At 74.7% G+C, this 22,874-nt stretch carries 19 protein-coding genes and 1 pseudogene; 12 read left to right on the plus strand and 8 right to left on the minus strand.

Features of this window, described 5'->3' with window-relative positions:
• Positions 1-48 precede the first annotated feature (48 nt).
• A complete protein-coding gene (locus IE329_RS35660) occupies positions 49-900 on the minus strand; it encodes a LysR family transcriptional regulator (RefSeq protein WP_229928027.1) in 852 nt (283 codons plus the stop codon).
• Between the two features lie 255 nt (positions 901-1,155).
• Between IE329_RS35660 and IE329_RS35665 the strand changes: the two genes are divergently transcribed.
• The 4 genes from IE329_RS35665 (at position 1,156) to IE329_RS35680 (ending at position 5,909) form a co-directional block, all read left to right on the plus strand.
• On the plus strand, positions 1,156-1,518 hold the full coding sequence (locus IE329_RS35665) for a DoxX family protein (protein ID WP_190215199.1): 363 nt from the start codon (positions 1,156-1,158) through the stop codon (positions 1,516-1,518).
• A 75-nt stretch (positions 1,519-1,593) separates the two neighbouring features.
• Entirely contained in the window at positions 1,594-2,142 is a 549-nt protein-coding gene (locus IE329_RS35670) for a CGNR zinc finger domain-containing protein (protein WP_373311400.1), read from the plus strand.
• Positions 2,143-2,598: 456 nt separating this feature from the next.
• Positions 2,599-3,531 (plus strand): alpha/beta hydrolase, encoded by a 933-nt coding sequence (locus tag IE329_RS35675; protein WP_190215201.1) that lies wholly within the window; start codon positions 2,599-2,601, stop codon positions 3,529-3,531.
• Between the two features lie 143 nt (positions 3,532-3,674).
• Positions 3,675-5,909 carry an ATP-binding protein gene (locus IE329_RS35680; RefSeq protein WP_190215202.1) on the plus strand — a complete coding sequence of 745 codons (2,235 nt, stop codon included), beginning with the start codon at positions 3,675-3,677 and terminating at the stop codon, positions 5,907-5,909.
• A 160-nt stretch (positions 5,910-6,069) separates the two neighbouring features.
• Here the strand turns inward: IE329_RS35680 and IE329_RS35685 are convergent, their stop codons facing one another.
• The 4 genes from IE329_RS35685 to IE329_RS35700 all read right to left on the minus strand — a co-directional run bounded on the left by IE329_RS35685 (position 6,070) and on the right by IE329_RS35700 (position 10,672).
• The gene (locus IE329_RS35685; RefSeq protein WP_190215203.1) at positions 6,070-7,191 is read right to left on the minus strand and encodes a hypothetical protein; all 1,122 of its coding nucleotides are present in this window, start codon (positions 7,189-7,191) and stop codon (positions 6,070-6,072) included.
• A gap of 512 nt (positions 7,192-7,703) precedes the next feature.
• The gene (locus IE329_RS35690) at positions 7,704-8,555 is read right to left on the minus strand and encodes an aldo/keto reductase (RefSeq protein ID WP_190215204.1); all 852 of its coding nucleotides are present in this window, start codon (positions 8,553-8,555) and stop codon (positions 7,704-7,706) included.
• Between the two features lie 120 nt (positions 8,556-8,675).
• On the minus strand, positions 8,676-9,650 hold the full coding sequence (locus tag IE329_RS35695; RefSeq protein WP_190215205.1) for an aldo/keto reductase: 975 nt from the start codon (positions 9,648-9,650) through the stop codon (positions 8,676-8,678).
• Between the two features lie 287 nt (positions 9,651-9,937).
• Complete coding sequence (locus tag IE329_RS35700) at positions 9,938-10,672, minus strand: SDR family oxidoreductase (protein WP_190215206.1); 735 nt, start codon at positions 10,670-10,672, stop codon at positions 9,938-9,940.
• Between the two features lie 226 nt (positions 10,673-10,898).
• On the opposite strand from IE329_RS35700, the gene IE329_RS35705 reads away from it, so the two are divergent.
• Complete coding sequence (locus tag IE329_RS35705; protein ID WP_190215207.1) at positions 10,899-11,789, plus strand: helix-turn-helix transcriptional regulator; 891 nt, start codon at positions 10,899-10,901, stop codon at positions 11,787-11,789.
• A 40-nt stretch (positions 11,790-11,829) separates the two neighbouring features.
• Here the strand turns inward: IE329_RS35705 and IE329_RS35710 are convergent, their stop codons facing one another.
• Together IE329_RS35710 and IE329_RS35715 are read right to left on the minus strand one after the other, a co-directional pair.
• Positions 11,830-12,276: a DUF4259 domain-containing protein gene (locus IE329_RS35710; RefSeq protein ID WP_190215208.1), complete on the minus strand. Its 447-nt coding sequence runs from the start codon at positions 12,274-12,276 to the stop codon at positions 11,830-11,832.
• Between the two features lie 65 nt (positions 12,277-12,341).
• The gene (locus IE329_RS35715) at positions 12,342-13,157 is read right to left on the minus strand and encodes a class I SAM-dependent methyltransferase (protein ID WP_190215209.1); all 816 of its coding nucleotides are present in this window, start codon (positions 13,155-13,157) and stop codon (positions 12,342-12,344) included.
• A gap of 212 nt (positions 13,158-13,369) precedes the next feature.
• Between IE329_RS35715 and IE329_RS35720 the strand changes: the two genes are divergently transcribed.
• From IE329_RS35720 to IE329_RS35735, 4 genes and pseudogenes are all read left to right on the plus strand, one after another.
• The gene (locus tag IE329_RS35720) at positions 13,370-14,380 is read left to right on the plus strand and encodes a GlxA family transcriptional regulator (protein WP_190215210.1); all 1,011 of its coding nucleotides are present in this window, start codon (positions 13,370-13,372) and stop codon (positions 14,378-14,380) included.
• 292 nt (positions 14,381-14,672) lie between these two features.
• A complete protein-coding gene (locus IE329_RS35725) occupies positions 14,673-15,473 on the plus strand; it encodes an MBL fold metallo-hydrolase (protein WP_190215211.1) in 801 nt (266 codons plus the stop codon).
• A 284-nt stretch (positions 15,474-15,757) separates the two neighbouring features.
• Positions 15,758-16,399 (plus strand): annotated as a pseudogene (locus IE329_RS42130) (hypothetical protein); the annotation flags it as partial.
• Positions 16,389-16,844 carry a hypothetical protein gene (locus IE329_RS35735; protein ID WP_190215213.1) on the plus strand — a complete coding sequence of 152 codons (456 nt, stop codon included), beginning with the start codon at positions 16,389-16,391 and terminating at the stop codon, positions 16,842-16,844. The pseudogene IE329_RS42130 and the gene IE329_RS35735, both read left to right, overlap by 11 nt.
• Positions 16,845-16,974: 130 nt before the next feature.
• On the opposite strand, the gene IE329_RS35740 is transcribed toward IE329_RS35735, so the two are convergent.
• Entirely contained in the window at positions 16,975-18,747 is a 1,773-nt protein-coding gene (locus IE329_RS35740) for a serine/threonine-protein kinase (RefSeq protein WP_229928028.1), read from the minus strand.
• A 290-nt stretch (positions 18,748-19,037) separates the two neighbouring features.
• On the opposite strand from IE329_RS35740, the gene IE329_RS35745 reads away from it, so the two are divergent.
• The 3 genes from IE329_RS35745 (at position 19,038) to IE329_RS35755 (ending at position 22,672) form a co-directional block, all read left to right on the plus strand.
• A complete protein-coding gene (locus IE329_RS35745) occupies positions 19,038-19,595 on the plus strand; it encodes a TetR/AcrR family transcriptional regulator (RefSeq protein ID WP_190215218.1) in 558 nt (185 codons plus the stop codon).
• 630 nt (positions 19,596-20,225) lie between these two features.
• Entirely contained in the window at positions 20,226-21,389 is a 1,164-nt protein-coding gene (locus tag IE329_RS35750; RefSeq protein ID WP_190215214.1) for an agmatine deiminase family protein, read from the plus strand.
• Between the two features lie 149 nt (positions 21,390-21,538).
• Positions 21,539-22,672, plus strand: a complete 1,134-nt coding sequence (locus IE329_RS35755) for an agmatine deiminase family protein (protein WP_373311401.1) — start codon at positions 21,539-21,541, stop codon at positions 22,670-22,672.
• Positions 22,673-22,874: the final 202 nt, after the last annotated feature.

The following is a 22,874-nucleotide window of genomic DNA, read 5'->3' on the forward strand; positions in this document are numbered from 1 at the left end:
ACGACCACCGGCCCGTACGTGTTTCCCGCTGCCCGCCGCGCCCGCTGCTCAGGGGTGGTAGGCGGCCGTCGCGATCCCGACGAACGACCGGATCAGCGGATTGGTGTCCCCGTCGTTCCACGCCACGACCACCCGGCTGGGCGCCATGTCGACCAGCGGGACGACGGCCAGGTTCGCCGGCAGGTCGTGCCCGAGCGGGGCCAGCCCGATCGTGCCGTTCCAGAGCACGGCCTGCAGGCATTCCTGGACGACGCGCACCACCGGCCCCTCGCGCGGCTCGCCGCCGTTCCAGTACGACTGCCAGACCGGGTCGGTGCCCTGCGGGAACTGGAACCAGCGCCGGCCGGCCAGGTCGGCGAGCCTCAGGTGTTCGCGACGGGCCAGCGGATCGTCGGCGCGCAGCACCGCCCCCACCGGATCGGTGCGCAGCCCACGGACCGTCAGGGCGGTTTCGTCGAAGGGCGCGCGGGTCAGGGCGACGTCGACCAGTCCGGCGCGCAGCCCGCAGGTCGGGTCGGTCAGGTCGGTGTCGCGGACGCGGACGTCGACACCGGGGTGGCTCTCGCGGAAGGCGGCCGCCAGCCTGGTGGTGCCGGGGTCCGTGCCGTCGCCCAGGATGCCGATGGTGATGGTCGCGCCGCCGGCGGCCGCGCTCACCCGCAGGCGCAGCCGCTCGGCCTGGTCGAGCAGGGCCCGCGCCTCGTCGAGCAGCACCGCCCCGACCGGGGTGAGCGCGACGCCGGCGGGCGAGCGGGTGAACAGCAGGGCACCGGCCTCCGCCTCTAGTTGCTTGATCGCCCGGCTCAGCGGCGGCTGGCTCATGTGCAGCCGGGCGGCCGCCCGCCCGAAGTGGAGTTCCTCGGCGACCGCCACGAAGTAGCGCAGGGTACGTAGCTCCACGCTGCAACGATACCCGAGGGGTATCGGCGTGCCGGAACAGGTCTTGGACACCGGCGGGCCCCCGGCGGTGCACTCGGACCATGACCACGACGGGGAGCCCGGTGGGCCGTGGACCGGCCCGCCGGATCGGTGGCCGGCCCGGCCGGGAGGCCCGGCCCTCCGGGCGTCCGGCCGACCGCCCGGGCTCACGTACCGGCTCCGGGGCTCCCCGGCACCATCGGGTCACCGACGAGCGGTGACCAGGAAAGGGAATTCATGACCGTCGCCTACTGGACCGTCGCCGGCCTGCTCGCCGCCTTCTACCTCTACGCGGGCGCGCTCAAGGTGATCCGCAGCCCCGACCAGCTGCGCCCGATGATGGCCTGGGTCGACCGGGTACCGCTGCCCGCCGTCCGCGCCCTGGGAACGGTCGAGGTCCTGGGCGCCGTCGGGCTGATCCTGCCGCCCGCGACCGGCATCGCGCCCTGGTCGGCCCTGGCCGCGGCCGTCGGGTTCGTGCTCCTGCAGATCGGTGCGGTGGCCGTGCACCTGACCGGCGAGGACCGCCAGGTGGGCCTCAACGTCGGGCTCCTCACGGCCGCTGCCGCGACCGTCTGGCTGGCCACCGGTCAGCTGTGACCGGGTCACCCGCAGGGGCGGCCCCCGTGGGGCGGATTGCCCGGCAGGGCAGCAACCGGTCAGAATAGTTATGTGATGCATGCCTTTCCCTGCGGGACTCTGCCCCTCGACTTCGTCGGGACCCTTCGCGCGCGGCGCAACGAGGCACCGGGGGAGAAGCTGGCCGCCCCCCGGCACCTCGACGCCTGGTTCGTCGAGGCCGGGATGTTCGACGCCGCGCCCGGCGCCGACGAGACCGACCTCGCCGTCGCCCTGGACCTGCGCGAGTCGATGTACTCGCTCATCGGTGCCCGGCTCCACGGCGAGGCGCTCCCGCCGCGGGCGATCGCCGAGGTGAACAAGCACGCCGCGGGACTGCCCGTGACGCTTCGCCTGCACGCCGACGGCGCCACCAGGACCGGCGGTGCGGCCCAGGGGCTCGCGGCGCTCGCCCGCGAGACCGTCGAGATCCTCGGCGGCGACGACGCGGTGCTGCTCCGTGAGTGCTCCCGGCCCGAGTGCACCCAGGTCTACCTCGACCGCTCGCGCGGTCACCGGCGTGAATGGTGCGCCATGAAGACCTGCGGCAACCGGGTCAAGGCCGCCACCTACCGCGCGCGCCACAGCGGTGAGCCGAGCGCTTGATGATCACCGGGCCGGTGCCCCGGGCCGCCTTCGAGTGAGGGCACAACTGGTGAGCGGCCTCGGCCAGTTCGGTCTTTTCTCCCGCCACGGCCACCCCGCGGGTGCAGCCGGCTGTCATCTCCTGCCTCCCTCCGAGCTGCGGGACATCTCCTGCACGGGGTCGAGTGAACCGCCGAACGTAACTGCTCGAAGGGGTTAAGAGAGGGGCGGCTCCCGACGACGCTCGGAAGGACTCCGGCCGCTCCGGCCCCGCCCGGTCCAGGCGGCAGGCCCGGTGACGGTGACCCGACCGGCCGTCATTTGACGCATGCCGCATCCCCCTTCGACCGGTCACGGTGGGAGTGCTCACCGCGGGGCGGCCGTCCGTAGCGGCCGGCCGTCACCTCGGTGGCTGCCTGTCCGCGGGGCCCGCCGCCCTGCGGCTCGCCGGCAGTCCGACTCTCACCAGGAGCCCCCATGACCCCCAGCAGCGTGACCTTCCGGAGCAACGGCATCGACATCGCCGCCCACCTCCACCTCCCCGACCCCGACCGCCGGGCCCCGGGGCCGCTTCCCGCCGTCGTGGTGGGCCACCCCGGCACCAGCGTGAAGGAGCAGTCCTCCGGCCTGTACGCGCGGCGGCTGGCGGAGCGCGGCTTCCTCGCCCTCACCTTCGACGCGGCCCACCAGGGCGAGTCCGGCGGCGTCCCCCGCGGCCTGGAGGACCCCGGCCAGCGGGTGGAGGACTTCAAGGCCGCCGTCTCCTACCTCACCACCCGCACCGACGTCGACGCCGGCCGGATCGGCCTGCTCGGCATCTGCGCCTCCGGCGGATACGCGCTCACCGCCACGGGCGGTGACCGGCGGGTGCGGGCCGTCGCCACCGTCAGCGGCGTCGACGTGGCCCGCCAGTTCCGCCTCGGCGCCGACGGCACCCAGGACCCGGCCGTCTTCCGGAGCCTGCTCGACGCCGCCGCGCGGGCCCGCACCGCCGCGGCCCGGGGCGAGGACCCCGGCGCGCTGCCGATCTTCCCCGAGACCGCCGAGCAGGCCGGCGCGGCGGGCGGCGAACACGCCGTCGAGGGATTCGAGTACTACTGCACCGACCGGGGCCGGCACGACCGGTCCGCCAAGAGCTTCGCCTGGCCCAGCATCGACAGGCTCGCCTCCTTCGACGCCTTCCACGCCGTCCCGCTCATCGGCCCCCGCCCCCTGCTGCAGATCGCCGGCACCCGCGCCGTCACCTCCTGGATGGCGGTCGACGTCCACCAGCGGGCGACCGGCCCCAAGGAACTCCACTGGATCCAGGGCGCCAGCCACGTCGACCTCTACGACCGGAAGGAGTACGTCGACCCGGCGGTCGACAGGCTCGCCGCCTTCTTCACGGACCACCTCACCGGCACCGCGTAGCACCACCGGGCCGGGCCGGGCGGGCACTGCCGGTCCGGCCCGGCGACCGACGCCGGGGGCGCGGGCGGACGTCCGTGGGACAAACAGGTCCGCCATGCGGACATCGCCCGTGAAGGGCGTCGACTTGATCTACCTTCCTGCGGATGGGGACGGACGAAGGCACATTCGGTCAGCTGCTGCGCGAGGCGCGCCTGCGCGGCCAGTTCACCTTGGAAGGACTCGCCCAGGCATCCGGGGTGAGCGTGCGGGCCATCGGTGACATGGAGCGGGGCAGGAGCCTGCCCCGCCAGGCCACGCTCAACGAACTGATGGACGTCCTGGAGCTGGAGGGCACCGACCGGCGGCTCCTCGTCCAGGCCTCGACCCGGCGCACCCAGCAGGTGCCCCAGCAGCTGCCCCCCGACCTCGCCGCCTTCCGCGGCCGCGAATCGGAGCTGGCCGGCGTCCTCGGCCACACCGACCGGGCCTCCGGGCAGGGCGGGCACGTCGTCATCTCGGCGATCGGCGGCATGGCCGGCGTGGGCAAGACCGCCCTGGCGGTGCACTGGGCGCACCAGGTGGCCGACCGCTTCCCGGACGGTCAGATGTACGTGAACCTGCGGGGCTTCGAGGACGCCCGCAGCCCCCTCGACCCCGGCGCCGCCCTCGGGGGATTCCTCCGCGCGCTGGGCGTCGCCAGCAACGAGATCCCACCCGGCACCGAAGAGCGCACCGCGATGTTCCGGAAGCGGACCCGTGACCGGCGGATGATCGTCCTGCTGGACAACGCCCGGTCCGCGGAGCAGGTCCGGCCCCTCCTGCCCGCCTCCCCGGGCTGCCTGACCATCATCACCTCGCGCAACCAGCTCGCCGGCCTCGCCGCCACCGACGGCGCCGCCCTCGTCGGCCTGGACGTGTGGACGGAGGCCGAGGCGGTGGCGGCGCTGTCCGCACGGATCGGCGAGCAGCGCTGCCTGGCCGAGCCCGAGGCGGCGGCCGAACTGGTCGGACTGTGCGGCCGCCTGCCGCTCGCGGTCGCCGTGGTGGCCGCCCAGCTCAGCGCCGCCCCGATGATGTCCCTCAGCACGGCCGTCCGGGACCTGCGCCGGACCGAACCGCGCCTCGACGCCCTGGCGGGGGAGGACCGGCGGGCCGACGTCCGTGCCGTCCTCTCCCTCTCGTACCACTCGCTGACCCACCAGGCGGCACGCTTCTTCCGCAGCCTGGCGCTCCACCCGGGGCCGGCGGTGTCGGCGGAGGCCGCCGCCTCCCTGGCGGGCGCGGAGCTGCCGGCCGCCCGACGGCACCTGCGCGAACTCACCTCGGCCAGCCTGCTCTCCCGCGACGCCGACGGCCGTTACGTCCTGCACGACCTCCTGCGTGCCTACGGAGCCGAACTGGCGCGCCAGGAGGGCGACGACCTCCTCGCCGCCCGGAGCCGGCTGCTCGACTACCTGCGCCAGAACGCCCACGCGGCCAACCACTTCCTGTCCCGGTCCCTCGCCCTGCCGATCGGCGCCCCGGAGCCGGGAGTCGTCCAGGTCGCGTTCGAAAGCCGCGAGGACGCCCTCGACTGGTACGGCCAGGAGGACCCGGCCTTCCTCGCCGTCCAGCGCTCGGCGGCGGACCCGGCCCTGCTGCGCCACCGCCTGAACCTCACGCTCGAATGGGCGGCCTACAACGAGGTGGAGGGCCGTTGGAGCGAGGAGATCGCCGCGTCCGGCAGCGCGCTCGAAGCCGCGCTGGAGGCCGACGACCCGGTCACCATCAACAGGGCCGGCCACAATCTGGTCCGGGCCCTCATCGAGACGGGCCGCCTCCAGGACGTCGACGGCCCGCTCGGCCTCGTCCTCCAGCACCTGGACCGCCTGCCCGTCGAACGCCGGGCCCGGGCCGAACGCGATGTCAGCTGGGTGTACCTCTACCTGGAACGACCCGCCGAGGGCCTGCGGCACGCCCTCGACGCCCTGACGGTCGCCCGGAGCCTCGGCCAGCACAACGAGGTCGGACGTGCGCTCACGGACGCGGCCTGGCGGCTGGTGCAGTTGGGCGATCACCAGGAGGCCGTCGCCAGGTGCGAGGAGGCGATCCCCATCCTGCGGGAGGCCGGCGACCGGCGCTACGAGGCCGGGGCCTGGGGCACCATCGCCTACGCCCACCAGGACCTCGGCAACCTCCACGACGCGGTCGCGGGCCACCGCCGGGCCCTGGAGGTCTTCGAGGAGATGCACGACCGCTACAACATGGCCGAGGCACTGGACAACCTCGCCTCCGCCCAGGCGGAACTCGGTGCGAAGGAGGAGGCCCGTACGAACTGGAACCGGGCCGCCGAGCTGTTCACCCAGCTCCGCGTCGCACGCGCCGCGGACATGCGGGCCAAGGCGGACGCCCTGCACTGAGCGGTACCGGGCGGAGGCCCTGCGGCGAGCGGCACCGCGCCGGTCTATCCGCCTGCCGACCTGCCCGCCGATCTGCCTGCCCGACCGGCGCCGGTGCACCCCCGGCGGGGACCGGGGGTGCACCACCACCGGTCCCCGCCGTACCTCGGCCCGCCGTGCCTCAGCCCGCGGTGCCCGGCCGGTCGGCCGCCACCGTGTAGAGGCCGCGCCCGGGGCGCTGCGCATGACCGGACTTGGCGAGGCGCTCCAGCCGGGTGCGGATCGCGTTGACGGTCGCGTCGGCGCCGTCCAGGCCCAGCAGGCCGGCCACCTCCCGGGCACGCAGCGGGTTCTGCGCCTGGGCCAGCACGGCCAGGACGCCCTCGGCATCGGCCAGCCGACGACGGCCCGGGGCCGAAGCCGCCTTGGCAGGGCCCGCGTCGACCGGAGCGGCGGTCGCAGCAGCCGGGGCGTCGACGGTGGCCGGTGCGGCCTCCGTCGCGGGCACGGCCTTCTTGGGCGCCACCTTCTTGGGCGCCGGCTTCGCAGACGCCGCCTTGCGGGAAGTCGCCTTCCGGGAGGCCGCCTTGGCGGGCGCCGCCTTCCTCGCCGGAGCCGCGGCCTTCTCGACCGTCGCGGGCCCGGCGTCGTTCGGAGCCGCGTCGGGCACGGCCTTCGGCGCGCTCCTGCTGGTGCGCTTCTTCGGGACGGTGACCACTGCCGGGACTTCGCCCGGCTGGGACTCGGGTGCGGCGCCCTTCGCCGTCGCCGCGACCGCCGTCCCGGCGTTGGCCTTCCCTCCCGTGCTCGCCTTCCTTCCCGCCGTGGTCCTCTTCGCCGCCGTCGTCCTCTTGGCGGCCGCGCGGGTGGCCGCGCTCCGGCCGGTGGTCCTCCGCGCGGGCCTGGCGGCGGGTTCCGCCGTGGGCTCGGCGGAAACCGGTGCGGTGTCCGCCGGGTCCTGTACCGGGTCCTGGGCCGGGCCCTCCGCCGAGGAGTCCGCCGCGGTGCCCTGTCCGCCCGACGTCGACGTCACCGTCCCCGCGGCCTCGTCCGGGCCCAGGGCCAGGTCGGGGGCCAGGTCGGGGGCCAGGTCGGGGGCCGGGTCGGGGACGGGGGCCTCGACGGCGTCCCGCGGCTCGGCCTGGCCGTCGAGGTGCGTGCCGGAGAGGGCCCGCAGGCCCTCCAGCACGCTGGTGATGGCGCTCTCCCGGGCGACGGCGGCCGCGAGTTCCTCCTCCAGCCGGCCCCGCCGTTCCCGCGCGGCGGGCAACTGCGCCTCCAGCAGCGCGATCGTCGATCCCACACCACTGTCCGTACCGAACGTTGCTTCGCCTGCCACAAGCACTCCTGTCGCATCGTCAACCACGGTTCCTGACACCAAATCTACGACCAGAACCCCTGAATGCCACAGGGAACGGCACAATCCGCTCCGTTTCCGGCGGATGCGACGTCCCTCGGGTCCCCCGGAGAGGTGAGGACGCGGGTGGCGAGGGCGGGCGCCGGGCATCGGGTGACACCGCCGCCGGCTCCGGTCCCGGGGGTCGTCCGCCGTGCTCAGGGGCAAGAGTTCACCCTGCGGGGGCCGGGCGCCGCGTGGTCGACCACGTGTCGTCGGGAGTCGGCCGGAGGAACATGACGGGTGCAGTCCCGCGTTGTCGGCGGCCCTGCTGGACTCCGGCCTGCCGGAGGGTACTTGACCTGATGCGACACGCGACGACGGCCTTCGTCGATCGCTCTCGAAGGCCGTCGTCCTGTCGCTGGGGGGACGCGTCGGTACGTCGGGCCGGCCCCACGCCGGTAGTCCCGGCCCGTTGCTCAGTCGTCCAGGCGGCGCTTGCTGAGCCAGGCGACCATCTCCGGGTCGTGGTGGTCGAAGAAGAGGGTCCCGCCGGTGTCGAGGGCGGTGACGGCGGACATCTGGTCGTCGGTGAGCCGGAAGTCGAAGACGTCGATGTTCTGCGCCATCCGGGCCGGGTCGACCGACTTGGGGATGGTGACGATGTCGCGCTGGAGCAGCCAGCGGAGCACGACCTGGGCCACGGACCTGCCGTGCGCGTCGCCGATCCCGGCGAGGACGGGGTTCGAGAACAGGTCGTTCCTGCCCTCGGCGAAGCCGCCCCACGCCTGGTGCTGCACGCCGTGTTCGCGCATCAGGGCGTGGTCGGGGCCGCGTTGGAAGAAGGGGTGGGTCTCGATCTGGTTGACCGCCGGGGTGATCTCGTTGTTGAGGAGCAGGTCCAGCAGCCGGTCGGGGGAGAAGTTGGCGACGCCGACCGCCCTGGCCAGGCCCTCACGGGTGAGCGCCTCCATGGCGCGCCACTGGCCGTACACGTCGCCGTAGGGCTGGTGCATCAGGTACAGGTCGACGTGGTCGAGGCCGAGCTTGCCCAGGGACGTCTCGAACGCGCGCCGGGTGTTCTCCTGGGCGGGGGCGTCCTGGACCCACAACTTGGTGGTGACGAACAGTTCCTGGCGCGGGATGCCGCTGTTCCTGACGGCGCGGCCGACCGCCTCCTCGTTGCCGTAGGCGGCGGCGGTGTCCAGCAGCCGGTAGCCCGCGGCGAGGGCATCGGAGACGGCCTGCTCGGTCCGGTCCGGCGGGATCTGGTAGACGCCGAAGCCGAGGGCCGGCATCCGGACGCCGTTGTTCAGGGTGATGTGCTGCACGGAGGTTCCTGGAGGTGATCGTCGGACGGTGGGTGGTGGTCAGTCAGCGGGAGGCCCGGTGGCCCATGGGTGGGGGCGGTGGGCGGGGTGGGACGCGGCACGCGGGCCGGTCCCGGGGCGTCAGCGCTCCATCATCCGCATGCCCGCCTCGTTGTGGGTGTCGCCGGCGGCCGGGGGCAGGCTGCTGAGCCGGGTGAGCTGTTCTTCGGTGAGGCGGACGGCGTCGGCGCCGGCGTTCTCCTCGACCCGGGCCACGCGGCGGGTGCCGGGGATCGGCGCGATGTCGTCGCCCTGGGCGAGCAGCCAGGCGAGGGCCACCTGTGCCGGGGTGGCGCCGGTCTCGGCGGCGACGGCGGCGACCTGGTCGGCCAGGCGCAGGTTGTGCCCGAAGTTCTCGCCGGTGAACCGCGGGTTGTCGGCACGGAAGTCGTCCGGGTCGAACTGCCCGGTGGAGCGGATCGTGCCGGTCAGGAAGCCGCGCCCGAGCGGGGAGAAGGGTACGAAGCCGATGTTCAGCTCCCGCAGCACGGGCAGGACGCGGGCCTCGGGGTCGCGGGTGAACAGCGAGTACTCGGACTGCACCGCGGTGACCGGGTGGACGGCGTGGGCGCGGCGGATGGTCCCGGGGCCGGCCTCGGAGAGGCCGATGTGCCGGATCTTGCCCTCGGTCACCAACTCGGCCAGCGCCCCGACGGTCTCCTCGATCGGCGTGCCCGGGTCGACGCGGTGCTGGTAGTACAGGTCGATGCGGTCGGTGCCCAGGCGGGTGAGGGAGCCCTCGACGGCGGCGCGGATGTTGGCCGGACTGCTGTCGGTGGGGCCGGTGCGGCCGGTGTGGGAGATCAGGCCGAACTTGGTGGCGAGCACCACCTGGTCGCGGCGGCCCTTGAGGGCGCGGCCGACGAGTTCCTCGTTGACGCGGGGGCCGTAGACCTCGGCGGTGTCGACGAGGGTGACGCCCAGGTCCAGGGCGCGGTGAATGGTGCGGACGGACTGGTCGTCGTCGGTGCCGGCGCCGGTGTAGCCGTGGGACATGCCCATGGCTCCCAGGCCGATGCGGGAGACGTCCAGGTCACGCAGGTGGATGTGCTTCACGGGAGGATCCTGTTCGTTCGCTGGTCGATGCCGGTTCGCCGGCACCGGGTGCGGCCCGTCGCGCACGGGCGTCCGGGACGGGAAGCCCGGAGGACTCCGGTGCTGCGGCCGGCGCCGCGGTCGGCGTCGGCACGGCTGGTGGGGCGGGGCGCGGGCGGCGGGGCGGGGCGCGGGTGGTGGAGCGGGGCGCGGGCGTTGGGGCGGCGTCCTCGTCCCCCCTGCGGGCGGGCACGCCGCTCGCGCACGCCGCTCGCGCACGCCGCTCGCGCACCGAGGGGGTCATCGGGTCAGAGCGCCTGGCCGGCGGGCCGGAGCAGGATCTCGTGAACGGCCAGGTGCCGGGGGCGCTGGAGGGCGAAGGTGATGACCTCGGCGACGTCCTCGGCGGTGACCTCGGCGACGTCGTAGAGCTGCTGGGCGCCCTGGCGGGTCGCCTCGTGGGTGATGTGGGTGGGCAGCTCGGTGGCGACGACGCCGGGCTCGATCACGGTGACCCGGACGTCGGGCAGCAGCTCCTTGCGCAGCGACTCCGACCAGCCGTTGATGCCGAACTTGGTGGCCGCGTACACGCTGCTGCCGGCGTTGGCCACCCGGCCGGCGACGGAGGAGATGTTCACCAGGTCGCCGCCGCCGTCCTTGAGCTGGTCGAGGAACACCTCGGTGGCCGTGATGGCCCCGAGCAGGTTGACCTCGATCATGGTGCGGTAGTCCGCACGCCGCTCGGCGGAGAACGGGCCGAGCAGCATCACCCCGGCGTTGTTCACCAGCACGTCCGTACCGCCGAACTCCTGCCGCACCTGTTCGGCCGCCGCGACCAGGCTGTCACGGTCGGTGACGTCGGCGGAGCAGGCGACGGCACCGTCGCCGAGCTCGTCGGCGAGGGCCTTGATGCGGTCCGTGCGGCGGGCGAGAAGCGCCACCCGGTAGCCCGCCGCGTGCAGGGACCGGGCGGTCGCGGCGCCGATGCCGGAGGAGGCCCCGGTGATGACGGCGACGCGTCCTTGCTGCTGGTCCTGACTCATCGTGTGTCCTGTCCTTCGTGGTGACAATGCGTGGCGGCCGCCGGTGACGGCCGGGTGCCCGGTGACGCCGGACCGCGGGTGACGGGGGCGCTCCCGGCGGCCCGGAAGATCCGGACCGCCCCGACGTAGCCATTGCAGCACCGGCCCGTGGAGGACGCGAGGGACGGCCTTTACGTGTACTGGCAGTCCCTCCTACAGATCCTCGGCCGGCCGTACCGTGGACTACATGGACAACCAGGCCGAGGTGCGGGACTTCCTGCGCACGCGACGCGACCGGATCACCCCCGAGCAGGCGGGGATCGTCGGTGGCGGCCGTCGTCGCCTGCCCGGCCTGCGCCGCGAGGAGGTCGCCATGCTCGCGGGGATGAGCAGCGACTACTACGCGAAGATGGAACGCGGGAACCTCGCCGGCGTCTCCGCCGAAGTGCTCGACGCCCTCGCCCGGGCGCTGCGCCTCGACGAGGCGGAGACCGAGCACCTGCACGACCTGGCCAGGGCGGCGAACCCCTCACCGGCCCGGCGCCGCTCGCGCCCCGCACAGTCGACGGTCCGGCCCTCGCTCCAGCGCTTCCTCGACGCGATCACCGGCGCACCCGCGTGGATCGTCAACCAGCGGGGCGACATCCTCGCCACCAACCCGCTCGCCCGGGCCCTGCTCGCCCCGCTGCTCACGGACCCGGACGCCCGCGACAACAGCGCCCGGTTCATCTTCCTCAGCCCCGCCGCACGCACCTTCTACCCGCAGTGGGAGCGCGCCGCGGACGCCTCCGCGGCGAACCTCCGGACGGCCGCGGGACGCAACCCGCGCGACAAGGACCTGACCGACCTCATCGGCGAACTCGCGGCCCGCAGCGACGCCTTCAGCAGCCGCTGGTCCGCCCACGCCGTCCGCCTGCACCGCACCGGCACCAAGCACATCCACCACCCCGACGTCGGCGACCTCGAATTCGTCTACGAGGGCGTGGAACTGCCCGACCACCCCGGCTGGATGATGTATGCCTACACGAGCGCGACGGGATCCCCGACCGAGGAGCGGGTCAAGCTCCTCGGCAGCCTCGCCGCCACCGCAGCCGACGCGCAGGCCACGGCCCCGGCCCTCCAGCCGGACGACCGGTGAGCGGGTCGCGCCGGCCGTGCGTGCCGGGGGCACGGCAGCGTCAGCAGGTCAGACCTGGAGCAGCAGGCTCTTCCTGAGACCCGGGTCGCGGATCAAGGACGGCTCGCAGGCGGGCGATGCTCTGTCGCCATTGCGGTCTCTGGCCGCTGTCGTCCCAGAGTTCGGCGAGTTCGGACTCGTCGGCGAGGACCCGGCCGAGTGCCTCGGCGGCAAGTGTCCGAAGATCGGTGGCGAAACGCGGCAACGCGTTGTCAGGGCCGTAGCTTGTGGTGATCGGCTCGCCGGCCGGGCATTGGGCCGCGACGAGGGCGGCGGCAGCCACGGTCTCCACAGCTTCTGGACTGTCGAGGTAGTCGCGGGTCTGGACGGTGCGGGCCGGCGTGGTCCGGATGAGGTTCTCCCGCTCGCCCGGGGGCGTCTCGTCCAGGGTGTAGGAGAAGTCCGCTGCCGTGTCGTTCCCGAAAGGGCCGATGTCCCAGGTGCCCATGGTGATCTCCTCGGCTTGCCCTCCGGCTTCAGCACCGCACCGCCGTGCGGGCACCGGCCCGGCGGTCACCCGCCCCCGGCCCGGGCCGGCCGTCGGCCGCTCACCGCCCAGGCGCGGACGGTGAACGCGACGGACCCGTCCGGTCGGGTGGGAACGGTCCGGCCCAGCTCGTCCCGCAGGCGGTCCCGGACGAGGGGGGTGAGCGTGGCGACGTAGCCGGGGGCGGGGCCCTGCCCGGCCAGGAACGGCTCCCACAGGTCCGCGAAACCGGCGAAGACGGCGGGTACCTCGATCGCCGTGACCGACACGTCCCGCAGCCCGGCCCCGGTCCACAGCCCGCGCAGCGGATCCGGGTGGCACACCGGGAACCGGCGGCCTTCGTGCAGCGCGGCCGCCGCCGGGTCCACCGTGGCCGCCGCGTCCCAGAAGTGGCGCAGGAACGGCAGGCCGCCGGAGTAGTCCCACACGTACGCCGCGACCGGCCCGCCGGGCCGGACCACCCGGGCGGCCTCGGCCACGGCCGCCGCCGGCGCCGGAAGGAAGTTGAGCGCCAGCCCGCTGACGACCCCGTCGCACCCTCCGTCGCGCACCGGCAGCGCCAGGGCGTCGGCCACCGCGAAGCAGGCCGGGGCCGGCGTGCTCGCCCGCGCCGAGGCCACGAACCCGGGGGACCGGTCCAACCCGAGCACGACGCGGGGCCGGTAGCGGGCGGCCACCGCCGCGGTCAGGGCCCCGGTACCGCAGCCCACGTCCAGCCACCGCGGACCGCCCCCGGCGTCGAGCCGGCTGAGGAACCGGTCCGCGACCGGACGGCTCCACCGGCCCATGTACCGCTCGTAGGCCGCTCCGTCCGCCCACACGTCGAACCGCTGCTCGCCCATCCGACCACCACGGCGCAGCCGGGCCCGTCCCGGTCAAGGACACGCGCGGTACGGCCGTCGGCGGTTCGCCTGGCCCCGCCCGCCGCCCGCCGCCCGCCGCCCGCCATCCGCCGTCCAGCGGTCCAGCGGTCCAGCGGTCCGTTCGGGCCGAGGGCCGGATGTGACAGAACCAGGTCGTTGCGGCCGCCGCGGCGCGGCGCGAGGATCGGGGCATGGCCGATCCCCGTACTGTCCTCGTCGCCGCCTTCCCGGGCGTCGAGCTGCTCGACGTCACCGGGCCCGCCGAGGTGTTCTCCATCGCCTCGCGGCTGATCGCGCCCGGCGGGCGCGGCTACCGGGTGCGGGTCGCCGCACCCCGGCCGGGCGAGCTGACGACCTCCTCGGGGGTCCGGCTGGTGGCCGACCTGGCCCTGGCGGAGGTGCCCGCCGGGATCGACACCCTGCTGGTGGCCGGCGCGATGGAGATGACCGCGGGGCGGGTGGAGGCGGTGGTCGACCCGGAGGTGACGGCCTGGCTCCGCGCGGCGGCGCCGGGCGCCCGCCGGGTTGCCGGGTTGTGCGCGGGAGCCCACATCCTGGCCGCCGCCGGGCTGTTGGACGGCCTGCCCGCCACGACGCACTGGCTGACCGCCGAGCGGCTGGCCGCCGCCCATCCGCTCGTCGCGGTCGACCCGGACCCGATCTTCCTCCGGGCCGGGCGGGTCTGGACCTGCGCCGGCGTCACCGCGGTGCTGGACCTGGCCCTGGCGATGGTGGCCGAGGACCACGGGCAGGAGCTGGCACTGAACACCGCCCGCGCCATGGTGATGTACGTCAAACGAGCCGGCGGGCAGAGCCAGTTCAGCGTTCCGCTGTCCCTCCAGGACTCGGCGGACGACCGGATCGAGGACCTGCTGCGCTGGATCGACGAGCACCTGGCGGAGGACCTGCCGGTGCCGGTGCTGGCCGACCACCTGCACGTGAGCGTCCGCCACTTCTCCCGGCTGTTCCGCCGCCGTACCGGCCGGACCCCGGCCGACTACCTGGAGGCCGTCCGGCTGGAGGCCGCACGGCGGCTGCTGGAGGAGAGCGAGCGGTCGCTGCCGGGCGTCGCGGCCGGTACCGGCCTCGGCTCGGTGGAGACCCTGCACCGGGTGTTCCGCAAACGCCTGGGCACCACCCCGGCCGAGTACCGGCGGCGGTTCCGCTCGCCCGACGCACCCGCCCACCAGCCGGCGGTCTGACCCCGTCCGGGCCCCCTGCCCGGACACCGGCCGGGAGGGGCGTCCGGTCCGCACGACGCGTTCCGGTCCGCATCGCGCCCCTGGCCCCCACCGCACGCCCCGGTTCGCCCGGCCGGCCGGCCCACGTCCCGCTCGCACGCACCGACCTGCGCCGGGTGCCGCTGTCGCGCGCCCCGCGCCGCCTCCGCACGCCCATCGACGCCCGCCCCACCGACGCACCCGCGGAGCCCGTAAGCCCCTAACCCCGCAACCCCGCAACCCGTAGGACCACCCCACTCCACAGGGAGCCCACATGTCCCGTACGAAGGTCATCCCGATCCCCGTCCTCGGCAGGCACGCCGTCAACGCCCACCTGCTGCTGGGCCGTCACCCCGTGCTCGTCGACGCCGGGACCCCGGGCAGCGCCGGGCGGATCCTCGACGCCGTCGCCCGCAACGGCGTCGACCCCGCCGATCTCCGGCTGATCGTTATCACCCACGGTCACCTGGACCACTTCGGGTCCGCCGCCGAGCTCCACCGCCTCACCGGCGCCCCCGTGGCCGGCCACGTCGCCGACCTGGGGCAGTACCGCACCGGCCGGGTCCGGGAGCCGTACCTGCCGACCGGCCGGATGGGGCGCCTGATGGCCCGCAACCGCAAACTCCACGTCGCCGTCGACCCGTTCGAGCCGGAGGTGCTCCTCGACGGCGAGCTGGCGCTGCACGAGTTCGGCGTCGACGCCCGGATCATGCCGACCCCCGGGCACACCGCCGGCTCGGTGTCCGTCCTCACCGACGACGGTGACCTGGTCGCCGGTGACCTGATCGCCAACTCCTTCATGGGCCTCGTCCCCGGCCGCCCCGCCAACCCGCCGTTCCACGACGACCCGCGGCGCAACCTCACCAGCCTCCGCGCGATGCTCGCGCTCGGGCCCGCCCGGCTGCATGTCGGCCACGGCGTCCCGCTCGACCCGGAGCGCGTCCGCAACTGGGCAGCCCGCGAACAGCGGCGGCTCGACCGGGCGGCCGCCGCCGGCCGCCTGCGCGTCCGGCCGGCCGAGCCCGAGTCCGAGCCCGGCCGGGGCTCCGCCGACGGCCCGGCCCGGACCGCCTGACCGGCCACCAGCGGCTGACCGGGCCGGAGCCGGCCGACCGGCCCGTCAGCCTCGCTCCCGGGTGACCCGCTCCGGGGCGAACCGAGGACCGAGAACCGCGTACCGTACGGCGAACCGCGAACCGCGAACCGCAAACCGCATCACGCCGACCCGTCTGCACGACGTTGGCCGTCGCTGGCCGGCGTCGTGTCGGAGGCGGCGCCCAGTGCTGTGACCACGTACCGTGACCAGGTTGGGCCGTAGGGGTAGGCCGAGTGGCCAGGGCGTCCGCCTGTGCTCAGCTCGTGCAACCGCTCTCCGGCAACAGCGATCCGTTGATCAACGCGTTCCCGGTCGAGCTTTCAGGCGATGCCGAGGCCGCTCTGGCGATCATGCCTGTTTCGCGATTCCGGCCGCTTGACCCGTTCTCGGTCGTCGTAGAGGGCCAGCGCGTCTCCATCCCCGGGCGCCTCTACAACGACGAGCCGCCGACTGACGCGCTGGCGTCGCTCTCGTCGCGGCAGCGACAACTCCTGCACTGCCTGTACTCAAGGCACGACGACGGGATGGTCAGGCAGCGCCACCTGGCGAAGGTCGTCGGCTCCGTGGACCCGTGGGTCGTCCCGTTCGTCGTGCAGTTGGTCGGCGAGTACGTCGTGGAGATCCTGATCGTCATCTGCGATGAGCTTCGTGATCTCGCGATGCCCGGCACCAGCAGCCATCTCGCCTACGGGCAATTCATCGTGGACAACCCGGCCTTCTTCGCGCGCACTCAGCGGCGGGTCGTGAGCTACTGGAGCTGCTACTACCGTTCCGCCTGTGCGAGTTTCCAGGGCCACCCGGGGTCCACCCTTCTTGAACTCCTGACGTCCGCTGCCTCCGACCGAGCAGGACGCCCCTGGCCCAGCCTCGCTCCAGCTGTCGGCACAAGGGTGGATGGCTACTGCCAGCTCAGCCTCAAGGTTCGCCCGACCGGTCAGGGCCGAGGTCCTGGAGGAGCACGGCGACGTGGCGATGCCGGTCGCCGCCTACGGGACGTTCGCCGCAGCGTCCGACCGGATGGGGCACGTGGCCGTCCCGCTGTCCGGGCGGCTGGTCCGGCACGGGCGGGGCGACGAGGCGATCGAGCAGATCCGGACGCACCCGGAAGGCGACACCTGGTACGCGGCCTGGTCCCGGTCCGAACTGCTCGCCACGGCCGGCCGTGCCGAGGAGGCCCTCGCCGTCCTCGAACGGCACCCGGCCGGCAACGCCTCGCTCCGGGCCGGGCTCCTCGTCGGCCTGCGCCGGATCGGGGAAGCGGTGCAAGTCCTCCAGCAAGGCCCGCCGCCCGAACCTGCGGACGATCCCCGGGCCGACACCGGCACCTGCTCCACAGAACCGCCGTTCTGACGCTCTCGCGCGCCAGTTCTGGGCCGCCGGTGACCGCCGTGGCCGGACTGCGGTGAGACGGAGCCTGCTCAAGCCTCGCCGGGACAGGTCACCCGGCGCCGCGACCGTGGTTTCCCCGGCCCGAGCCGGGTCAGCCGTTCCGGCGGTAGTAGTCCATGGAGATCCGCACCGCACCGTCCTCGGTGCCGGCCGAGAGCACCCGCACCACGGCGATCTCGCGGCCGGCCTGGGTACGGACGCAGAAGGCCCGGCCGTCGCGCAGGGTGCTGAACGGCAGCGTGGTGGCGGGCCGGCTCTCGATGCCCTTGGCGCAGTCCTCGGGAGTCAGCCGGCCGTCGGCGGCGATGTAGGTGTCGCTGTCCTCGGGGACGAAGAACTCGGTGGCGCTGCGCCCCAGGTACCAGGTCGCGTTCTCCTGCGGGGCCACCCGGCCGGTCTTGATGTCGAACTCGTACGTGGGGTCCGGCGAGGTCAGTTCCGTCCCCGTGTACACCGGCGTGTAGCCGGGGCCGGGGGCGGTGGTCGCCGGCGCGGCGGGCGTGCTCGGGGCCGGTGTCGCAGGCCCGGTCGGGGGCGTGGCCGGAGGCGCGCTGCCCGGGACGACGTCCATGGTGCCGGCGTCCGCCAGGTCGTCGCCGAGCAGCGGGGAGAGCAGGACGGCGGCCGCGCCCGCCGCGCCGATCAGCAGGGCGGCGGTCGCGGTGAGGGCCGTCCGCCGGCGTCTCGGCCCCCGGTGCCGGTCGCGGTCCTGTCCCGGCTCGCCGCCCGGGGCCAATGCCGGTGCCGGTGCCGGTGCTGGTGCCGCTGCCGGGGCCGGTGTCGCGACGGTCACCGGCGGGCGGGCCGGGACGAGGGCGGTCGGTGCGTCGGCGGTCGCGGCCCGGGACGGGTCCAGGGTGGTGGCCGGTCCGCTGGTGACGGGCTCGCCGGCGACGGGCCCGGCGGCCACTTCGGCGGCGGACGGGCCGGCGGGGGCCGTGGGCAGGTCGGCGCGGCGCCGGATCTCGGAGCTGACCGGCTGCGGCAGCCAGCCGTCGGCGAAGCGCAGGTGTCCGCCGACGGCGGGGTGGCTGCAGGCGGCCTCGATCACCTGGAGGGTGCCGGGGCGCTGTCCCGGGTCCTTGGCCAGGCACTGGCGCAGCAGCGGGCGCAGCCCGGCCGGCACCCGGGCGAAGTCCGGGTCCTCGTGCACCGCGCGGTACATGGTGGCCGACTCGGGGCCACCGCCGAACGGCGGGGTCCCGGTGCTCACGTAGACGGCGAGGGCGCCGAGCGCGAAGACGTCGGTGGCCGGGCCCGCGGCCTCTCCGAGGACCTGCTCCGGCGCCATGAAGCCGGGCGAGCCGATCCGCAGGCCGGTCGAGGTGAGCGCACTGCTGTCGGCGGCTCGGGCGATGCCGAAGTCGATCACCCGCGGGCCGTCGGCGGCGATCAGGACGTTGGCGGGCTTGAGGTCGCGGTGCACCACGCCCGTCGCGTGGATCGCCTGCAGCGCCTCGGCGATACCGGCGACGATCAGCAGGACGGTCCGCTCTGGGAGGGCGCCGAACCGGTCCACCACCTGGTGCAGGGAAGGGCCGGCCACGTAGGCGGTGGCGAGCCACGGCTGGGCGGCGTCGACCCCGGAGTCGACCACCTGCGCGGTGTAGAGCCCGTGGATGCGGCGGGCGCTGGCGACCTCACGGGCGAACCGGTGCCGGAACTCCGGGTCCTCCGCCAGCTCCGGCCGGACGACCTTGATGGCCACCGGCCGGCCGCCCCGGGTGTAGGAGAGGTAGACCCGTCCCATCCCGCCCGCGCCCAGCCGGGCGAACACGCGGTAGCCGCCCACCTCGCGCGGATCGTCCGCCGAGAGCGGTTGAAAGGTCGAGGGCAGCGGGACCGTGCGGTCTCCAGGGGTCACGATGGCCTCCGGCGGCTCGGGGGTGGTCGGGCGGGGTCGGTGCGGCGGCCGGGGCCGGCGCGGGCCGGTGCGGGCCCACCGGCCGGGGCCGGCACCGCGGCGGGATCCGGCCCGGGCGGCCGGGGCAGCCGGATCAGGGCAGCCGGATCAGGGTAGGTGGGTCGGGGTAGGTGGGTCGGGCTTGCTGGAGGCACTCTAGCCGACTGTAATTTCAGTCAGGTCCGAGGGTTCTGTCCTGGTGGGGCCAACGGGTAGGGTGTTGCCCCGTGGCAGACCGTAGAACCTCGATCATGGAAGCGGCCGCGCGGGTGATTGCCCGGCGCGGGGTCCGCGGGCTGCGCGTGGAGGAGTTGGCGGCCGAGGCCGGTGTGTCCACAGCGCTAATCTACTACCACTTCAAGGACCGCACCGGCATTCTGCGGTCGACCCTGGAGTTCATCAGCGACCGCGCCGAGCGCTACACCACGCAGCGCGAGCCGGGCGCCCCGCCGCTCGACGCCAGGGCCGAACTGGAGCAGACCCTGCTGCTGGAGTTCCAGGACGTTCCCGAGGTGCGGGAGAACAGCACCGCCTGGGGGGAGTTGCGGGCGAGTGCGGTGTTCGAGCCCGACCTGCGGGAGGACCTCGCCAGGTCCACGCTGATCTGGGTCCAGGAGATCGCCGAACTGCTCGGCAGGGTCCGGCCGATGGGCGGCGCCGCGGCTCTGGCCGGCTCGGCCGAACGCCTGACCGCCCTGCTCGAAGGCCTCAGCGTGCGCTGGCTGAGCGGCAGCCTCCCGTTGTCCCACGCCCGCGAGCTGATGGCCGGCGCCATCGACGGTGAGCTGGAGATGCTCGCCCGGCGATAGGCCGGACCGGGCCGGGGCGCCCCGGCCGTCCGGGCCCATCCCGGCCGTCGAGCCCGTGCCGCCCGTGCCGCCCCGACCGACCGGTGGAGCCGGCCCGCGGCCGGCCATCGAGGGGCAAGGCCGGACGGCCCGCCGCGCTGCGCCCGGCCGGTCCGGTCCGTCCCCGCTGCGTGCCGGACAGCCCGGCCGTGGGGAGCGTCACGCTCGCCCGCCCCGTCCGGGCGGTGCCTCGGTCGGAGGCCGCAGCGCCCGTCAGGGGCATCGCCGGCCCCCGGCCGAGGGTGGCCGGGGGCCGGACGTCGCTGGTCACCCCTGCTCCGACCGCTCCGCGGCACCGGGCCACCGCCCCGGGTCGACCGCAGCCCGGGATGCCGGGGAGCCCTCTGTAGTCATTCTTGACTGAAAATTCAGTCAATGCGAGAGTGTGAGGACGGCCCGCCCTCCCGGCGACCGCCGTCGGTCCACGGCCGGCCAGGACGGCGGCGTCCGGCCCCCGTACGGCCCGCGCACCCGGCCAGGACCGACCCTTCGGCCCCCGGTGCGCTCCGCGTACCCCGTCCGGCACCGGCGTCGGACGCCGCCGGGCGCCCTCCCGGCCGGTCGCAGGCGATACTTGATCTGGAGACTGCTATGAACGACCCCGGCACTGCGGGACCTTCCCTCGTCGACCGCCTCTTCGGAGCCGGCCCCTCGCGGCGCTCCCTGCTGGGCGCGGTGGGCCTGGGTGCGGCGGGACTCGCGCTCGGCTCCCGTGCGGCGGCCGCCGCGCCGGCCGCGCACGAGCCGCTGCCGCGCTGGTGGGTCCCCGCGGACGACGTGCCGCACGCCCGGACCTGGATGTCCTGGCCGTCCCGGCGGTCCGTGTGGGGGCGCCGGCTGGGCGGTGTCCAGGAGGACATCGCGCTGATCGCGCGGACCGTCGCGCGGTTCGAACCGGTGGTGCTGTGCGCCCCGGACGCCGGGACCGCCGCGGACGCCCGCGCCCGGTGCGGCCCCGGGGTGACGGTCACCGACGCGATCCCCACCGACGACCTGTGGATGCGCGACACCGCCCCGGTGTTCCGGCGCGACGGCTACGGGGCGCTGGACGCGGTCGGCCTGAACTTCAACGGGTGGGGGAACAAGCAGACCCACGCCGACGACGCCGAGGTCGCGCGCGGCATCGCGGGCCGCAACCGCCTGCGCTTCGGCACCGCCGACTTCGTGGGCGAGCCGGGCGCGATCGAGACGGACGGCGACGGCACCGTGATGGCCACCGAGAGCAGCCTCGTCAACAAGAACCGCAACCGCGGGTGGAGCCGGGCCGAGGTCGAGGAGGCGGTGCTGCACGTCTACGGCGCCGACAAGATGATCTGGGTGCCCGGCATCAAGGGCCAGGACATCACCGACGACCACATCGACGTCACCTCACGGTTCGTCCGGCCGGGCGTCGTGATGGTGCAGCTGCCCCCGGCGGACCGGAACGACGCCTGGGCCCGCGACGCCCGTCAGCAGTTCGACATCCTCTCCCGGGCCACCGACGCCCGCGGCCGCAGGCTCCAGGTCCTCCGGGTCGACGGTCCCGACACCGTGCGCTCCCGGGACTCGGCGTTCGTCGACTCCTACCTCAACTTCCACCTGGTCAACGGCGCGGTGATCACGGCTCAGTTCGGTGACCGGGTCAAGGACGCCGCGGCCCGGCAGGCACTGGCCGCGGCTTTCCCCGGTCGTGAGGTCGTCCAGCTCGACGTCGACCGGCTGATGGCCGGCGGCGGCGGGATCCACTGCTCGACCATGCACGAGCCGCTGCCGTAGCCCGGGGCGGACCGGTCCGTCCCCCCATCCCGCCCGTGGCCGCACCCCGCCCGCTCGCCGGGCCCGTCCGCGCCGCCGCCGCCCGGCCGAAGTCACCCCATTCCCCTCGGAGTTGTCCTGTGCCAGATTTCGCCCTGTCCCGTCGGACCATGCTGCGCGCCGCCGCCGGCGTCGGCCTGCTGACCCTCGGTGGTGTCGCCTGCGCCCCGTCGGGGGACGAGGAGCCGGCGCCGGAGCCTGCCCCGCCCGGCGGTGGCGCGCCGTCCGCCCGACGGTTCGGGGCGGAGTGGGAGAGCCACGCGCGGACCTTCATGTCCTGGCCCGCCTCCACCGGCATCTGGGACAGCCAACTCCCGGACGTCCGGCAGGACATCGCCGGCCTGGCCCGGGCCGTCGGCCGTTACGAGCCGGTGGTGATGTTCGCCCGGCCGGCCCAGGCCGAGGCCGCGCAACGCGCCTGCGGGGACGGGGTGGAGGTCGTCCCGCTGCCGGTGGACGACCTGTGGGCGCGCGACACCGTACCGGTCTTCGTGGAGGACTCCGGCACCCTCAAGGGCGTCGATCTCAACTTCAGCGGGTGGGGCAACAAGCAGAAGGAGCACGGCAACGACACCGCCCTGGCCGGCGCGCTGCTGGCCCGGTACGGCATCGAGCGGGTCAGCACCCCACTGGTCGCGGAGGGCGGCTCGTTCGAGACGGACGGCCGCGGCACCCTGCTGGTCACCGAGAGTTCGGTGGTCAACGACCGCCGCAACCCCGGCAGGTCCAGGGACGAGATCGAGGCCGAGCTCAAGCGGGCCCTGGGCGTGACGAAGGTGATCTGGTTCGCCGGCGTGCGTGACCAGGACATCACCGACGCCCATGTGGACTGCCTGGTGCGGTTCGCCGCGCCCGGCGTCGTGCTGCTGGACCAGCCGTTCCCCGGTGCGCCCGAGGACGTCTGGTCGCGCTCCGCGGCCCAGGCGAAGGAGGTGCTGAGGGAGGCCACCGACGCGAGCGGCAAGCCGCTGCAGGTGATCGAGCTGCCGCAGCCCGACCCGGACCGGATCACCGGCCGCGGCGACGCCTTCGTCTCCTCGTACATCAACTTCTACGTCGCCAACAAGTCGCTGTTCCTGCCGCGCTTCGGCGACGCGGCGGCCGACGACCGCGCCCAGCAGATCCTGCGCGAGCACTTCCCCGGGCGGGACATCGTCCCGCTGAAGATCGACAACATCGCCTCCGGCGGCGGCGGGATCCACTGCTCCACCCACGACCAGCCCGGTACCCCGGCGTCCGGCTGACCCCCGTCCGGCTGCCCCCGTCCGGCCCCGGCCCCCGTGCGCCGGGGCCGGGCCGGACGGGCGGCCGAGGTGCGAGGCCCGCCGCCGTAAGGCCCACCCGTGAGGTCCGCCCCGGGCATTCCGTCGTGCGGCAACTGTGGACGTGCGGAGCGGGGCAGGGGACGTGCGGAGCGGGGCAGGGGACGTGCGGAGCGGGGCAGGG

Source organism: Kitasatospora indigofera (genome assembly GCF_014655955.1).
In the GTDB taxonomy this organism is placed as follows: Bacteria; Actinomycetota; Actinomycetes; order Streptomycetales; family Streptomycetaceae; genus Kitasatospora; species Kitasatospora indigofera.

Excerpts from the sequence above, each read along its gene's own strand:
- IE329_RS35665 (WP_190215199.1), top strand. The coding sequence starts at position 1,156 with ATGACCGTCGCCTACTGGACCGTCGCCGGCCTGCTCGCCGCCTTCTAC.
- IE329_RS35670 (WP_373311400.1), top strand. The coding sequence starts at position 1,594 with ATGCATGCCTTTCCCTGCGGGACTCTGCCCCTCGACTTCGTCGGGACC.
- IE329_RS35675 (WP_190215201.1), top strand. The coding sequence starts at position 2,599 with ATGACCCCCAGCAGCGTGACCTTCCGGAGCAACGGCATCGACATCGCC.
- IE329_RS35680 (WP_190215202.1), top strand. The coding sequence starts at position 3,675 with ATGGGGACGGACGAAGGCACATTCGGTCAGCTGCTGCGCGAGGCGCGC.
- IE329_RS35700 (WP_190215206.1), bottom strand. The coding sequence starts at position 10,672 with ATGAGTCAGGACCAGCAGCAAGGACGCGTCGCCGTCATCACCGGGGCC.
- IE329_RS35705 (WP_190215207.1), top strand. The coding sequence starts at position 10,899 with ATGGACAACCAGGCCGAGGTGCGGGACTTCCTGCGCACGCGACGCGAC.
- IE329_RS35710 (WP_190215208.1), bottom strand. The coding sequence starts at position 12,276 with ATGGGCACCTGGGACATCGGCCCTTTCGGGAACGACACGGCAGCGGAC.
- IE329_RS35715 (WP_190215209.1), bottom strand. The coding sequence starts at position 13,157 with ATGGGCGAGCAGCGGTTCGACGTGTGGGCGGACGGAGCGGCCTACGAG.
- IE329_RS35720 (WP_190215210.1), top strand. The coding sequence starts at position 13,370 with ATGGCCGATCCCCGTACTGTCCTCGTCGCCGCCTTCCCGGGCGTCGAG.
- IE329_RS35725 (WP_190215211.1), top strand. The coding sequence starts at position 14,673 with ATGTCCCGTACGAAGGTCATCCCGATCCCCGTCCTCGGCAGGCACGCC.
- IE329_RS35735 (WP_190215213.1), top strand. The coding sequence starts at position 16,389 with ATGGCTACTGCCAGCTCAGCCTCAAGGTTCGCCCGACCGGTCAGGGCC.
- IE329_RS35745 (WP_190215218.1), top strand. The coding sequence starts at position 19,038 with ATGGAAGCGGCCGCGCGGGTGATTGCCCGGCGCGGGGTCCGCGGGCTG.
- IE329_RS35750 (WP_190215214.1), top strand. The coding sequence starts at position 20,226 with ATGAACGACCCCGGCACTGCGGGACCTTCCCTCGTCGACCGCCTCTTC.
- IE329_RS35755 (WP_373311401.1), top strand. The coding sequence starts at position 21,539 with ATGCTGCGCGCCGCCGCCGGCGTCGGCCTGCTGACCCTCGGTGGTGTC.